Consider the following 3,848-nt stretch of genomic DNA (forward strand, 5'->3'; position numbering starts at 1 on the left):
CCCGTTCGGGTGGAGCGCTCGGGACTGAAGTCCCGCCCACAAGGGCGTCGGGCTTGAAGGCCCTGCTGCACCGGGGGATTACTTCTTGAGGCCGGCGTCCTTGCGCAGCGCTTCTGCGCGGTCGGTCTTTTCCCACGAGAACGCGGTGGCGGTGTGCTTCTTGCCGGCGCCGTCGGTGTAGGTCATTTCCTTGGGCTTGCGGCCGAAGTGGCCGTAGGCCGCCGTCTGCTGGTAGATCGGGTGCAGCAGGTCCAGCATCTTGGTGATGCCGTACGGGCGCAGGTCGAAGTGGGCGCGGATCAGCTTCTCGATCTTGTCGTCGCTGATCTTGCCGGTGCCGAAGGTGGTGACCGAGATGGAGGTCGGCTCGGCCACGCCAATGGCGTAGGAAACCTGCACTTCGCACTTGTCGGCCAGGCCGGCGGCCACGATGTTCTTGGCCACGTAGCGCGCGGCGTAGGCGGCCGAACGGTCGACCTTGGACGGGTCCTTGCCCGAGAACGCGCCGCCACCGTGGCGGGCCATGCCGCCGTAGGTGTCAACGATGATCTTGCGGCCGGTCAGGCCGCAGTCGCCCACCGGGCCGCCGATCACGAAGATGCCGGTCGGGTTGATGTGGATCTTCGACTTCGGCAGCACCTTCAGCCATTCCTTGGGCAGCACGGGCTTGAGCACGTGCTCGTACACGGCTTCCACCAGGTCTTTCTGCTTGATGCCCGGGTCGTGCTGGGTGGACAGCACCACGGCGTCCAGGCCGACGATCTTGTTGCCGTCGTAGCGCAGGGTCACCTGCGACTTGGCGTCCGGGCGCAGCCACTTGAGCTTGCCGGACTTGCGCACCTTGGCCTGCTGTTCCACCAGGCGATGCGAATAATAGATCGGGGCCGGCATGAATTCCGGCGCCTCGTTGCAGGCATAGCCGAACATCAGGCCCTGGTCGCCCGCGCCCTGTTCCTCCGGCTTCTTGGCCTTCTTCTTGCTGCCGTCCACGCCGGCGGCGATGTCGGGCGACTGCTTGCCCAGCATGTTGATGATGGCGCAGGTGTGGCCGTCGAAGCCGACGCTGGAATTGTTGTAGCCGATGTCGTTGATGACCTTGCGGGTCAGCTCTTCGATGTCCACCCAGGCGCTGGTGGTGACTTCGCCGGCCACGATGGCGGCGCCGGTCTTCACCAGCGTCTCGCAGGCGACGCGGGCGCGCTTGTCCTGGGTGAGGATCGCGTCGAGCACGGCATCGGAAATCTGGTCGGCGAGCTTGTCCGGGTGGCCTTCGGAAACCGACTCGGAGGTGAAGAGGTAGCTGGACATCGTGGCTTATATCCTTTGATTGCGATGAAAGGATGGGTGAGGGCGGGCATCATACACGGGCGGGACCCGGGGTGCATCCTGCGCCCGCAGCCGTTGCCCGTTTGTTAAGCCGCCGCTGTCACGCGGCTGACGCCTGCGCTTAACCGCCCTGTCAGCCGCCGCCACTAACCTGACGCGGTCGCCCGCACAGGCCCACGCCATGATCGAACTGCAGCGCCGCGTGCAGCCATGCCTCCCGGCCTGGTTCCAGGGCGCGCGCGCGCGTCGGGCGCGGCCGCTGCTGCGCGGCTTCCGCCGGCTGTCGAGGCCGGAACAGGTGAATGCCTTGCTGGCCCGCCCGGAGGCCGCATGAGCGCGCACGCCAAGCGGCCGAGGCAGCGCGCGGTGTTCGTGTCGGACGTGCACCTGGGTTCGAAGAACTGCCACGCGGCCGAGCTGGCCGATTTCCTGGACGGGCTGGACACGCGTCGCCTGTACCTGGTCGGCGACATCGTGGACCTGTGGTGGATGGCGCAGCGCCGCGCGGCCTGGGGCCACGGCCAGCACCGCGTGGTCGAATGCCTGCATGAGCTGGTGCGCGCGGGCACCGAGATCATCTACGTGCCGGGCAACCACGACCGACCGATACGCCGCTTCTGCGGCCTGATGCTGCCTTACATGCAGGTGCGCCGCCGCGCCATCCACCAGCTGGCCGACGGACGCCGCCTGCTGGTGGCGCACGGCGACGACTATGACGCCGTGACGCACTTCGGCGGCTTCCAGGAACACCTGGGCGACTGGCTGTACGACCATATCCTCGCCGGCAACCGGATGACCAACTTCGCGCGCCGGCGCCTGGGACTGCGCTACTGGTCGCTGGCCGACTTCCTCAAGCGCCGCAGCGGCGCGGCCGAGCGATACATCCAGCGCTTCGTCAACGCAGGCCTGGCCGATGCGCGCCGGCGCGGCCTGGACGGCATCGTCTGCGGCCACATCCACCGTGCCGACCTGCGCGAGGTGGACGGCCTGGTGTACGCCAACGACGGCGACTGGGTGGAAAGCCTGACGGCCCTGGCCGAGGACGCCGAGGGCGGGCTGTGCCTGCTGGGCCACGATGGCGCCGTGCTGAAGCGCCTGGAGCCGCGCCGCCCGCCGCTGCGGCTCGCGTTCGCGGCCTGAGGCAGTCACGCCGTCCAAACCACCGGGGCGGCTAGCATGGCGCCATGGACTCCCTGACGCAGATCGTATTGGGCGGCGCCCTTGCCGCCGCCATCGCCCCGCCGCAGCAGCGCCGCGCCGCCCTGCTGGCCGGCGCGGCGCTGGGCACGTTGCCCGACCTGGACTCGCTGGTGCTGCTGCCGCTGGGGCTGGACCCGGTGGACAGCATGACCTGGCACCGCGGGCCTTCGCATTCGCTGTTCGTGCTGGTGCCGCTGGCGGCCTTGATATGGGCGGCGTTCAAACGCCTCGGTGGCCGCGTGGCGGAATCGCCGGTGCGCTGGTTCTGGGCCATCCAGCTGGTGCTGGTGACGCACCCGCTGCTGGACGCGCTGACGGTCTACGGCACGCAGCTGTGGTGGCCGATACCGGTGTCGCCAACGATGTGGTCCACGCTGTTCATCATTGACCTGGCCTACACCCTGCCGCTGCTGCTGGCCTGCGTGCTGGCCTGGCGCTGGCGCGATTCCCCCGGGGCGCGGCGAGCGCTGGCCCTGGGGCTGGCGCTGAGCACGGCCTACCTGGGCTGGTCGTTCGCGGCCAAGGCGCAGGTGGACCGCGCGGCCGACCAGGCGCTGGCGGCGATGGGGCTGCAGGACGCGCCGCGCTTCTCGGTGCCCACGCCGTTCAACACCCTGCTGTGGCAAGTGGTGGCGATGACGCCCGACGGCTACGTGTCGGGCCAGTATTCGCTGGTGGCGGACGACGGCCCGATGCGGTTGTACCCACAGACATTTGACGTGCAGGCCATGGCGGCGGTGCGCCGATTCCCGGCCGTGGCGCGGCTGCGCTGGTTCAACCACGGGTTCATGTCGGCGCGGGAAGTGGATGGGCAGCTGATGCTGTCGGACCTGCGCATGGGCCTGGAGCCCGACTTCACCTTCCGGTTTACTGTGGCCCAGCGCGACGGCGAGGGCTGGCGCGCGGTGCCGCCGACCCAAGCCGACTGGCCGACGGACGCGATTCGACGCCTGCCCGAGGTTTGGCACAGGATATGGTGGCCCGAGCCCACCCCGTAGGACGCCGTGATGAACAAAAAACTGGACTTGGCGAGCCTGCCGCCGGAGATCCGCCAGAAAGTGGAGGCGGGCCTGGCCAAGCTGTCACCCGAAGTGCGGCGGCAGTGGGAGGCCCAGGGCTCGCCGATGCTCGACCGGCTGGTTGCGCGCCTGGCGGGCAAACTGCCCGCCCCGCCTGCGCCGGGGTCGCTGTTCCAGCGGATCCAGGCCACGGCGGAAGCCGCGGCGCAAGCGCGGCCCGGGGGGCGGCCCCGCCCCCCGCGCCGCCCGCCCCCCCGCCCCCCCCCCCCCCCCCCCCCCAACCCCCCCCCCCCCCCCCCCCAA

At 69.8% G+C, this 3,848-nt stretch carries 5 protein-coding genes; 4 read left to right on the top strand and 1 reads right to left on the bottom strand.

Annotated elements, in window-relative coordinates:
- Window positions 1-78 precede the first annotated feature (78 nt).
- A complete protein-coding gene (gene metK, locus K0M70_RS07275) occupies window positions 79-1,308 on the bottom strand; it encodes a methionine adenosyltransferase (protein ID WP_290781049.1) in 1,230 nt (409 codons plus the stop codon).
- A 199-nt stretch (window positions 1,309-1,507) separates the two neighbouring features.
- On the opposite strand from metK, the gene K0M70_RS07280 reads away from it, so the two are divergent.
- From K0M70_RS07280 to K0M70_RS07295, 4 genes are all read left to right on the top strand, one after another.
- Window positions 1,508-1,660, top strand: a complete 153-nt coding sequence (locus K0M70_RS07280) for a hypothetical protein (RefSeq protein WP_290781051.1) — start codon at window positions 1,508-1,510, stop codon at window positions 1,658-1,660.
- The gene (locus tag K0M70_RS07285; protein ID WP_290781053.1) at window positions 1,657-2,466 is read left to right on the top strand and encodes a UDP-2,3-diacylglucosamine diphosphatase; all 810 of its coding nucleotides are present in this window, start codon (window positions 1,657-1,659) and stop codon (window positions 2,464-2,466) included. The genes K0M70_RS07280 and K0M70_RS07285 overlap by 4 nt, the downstream gene beginning before the upstream one ends.
- A gap of 44 nt (window positions 2,467-2,510) precedes the next feature.
- A complete protein-coding gene (locus K0M70_RS07290; RefSeq protein ID WP_290781055.1) occupies window positions 2,511-3,524 on the top strand; it encodes a metal-dependent hydrolase in 1,014 nt (337 codons plus the stop codon).
- 9 nt (window positions 3,525-3,533) lie between these two features.
- The coding region (locus K0M70_RS07295) for a hypothetical protein (RefSeq protein ID WP_290781057.1) at window positions 3,534-3,848 on the top strand (315 nt) is incomplete at its 3' end.

It is taken from the genome of Arenimonas sp., assembly GCF_019459675.1.
Lineage (GTDB): Bacteria > Pseudomonadota > Gammaproteobacteria > Xanthomonadales > Xanthomonadaceae > Arenimonas.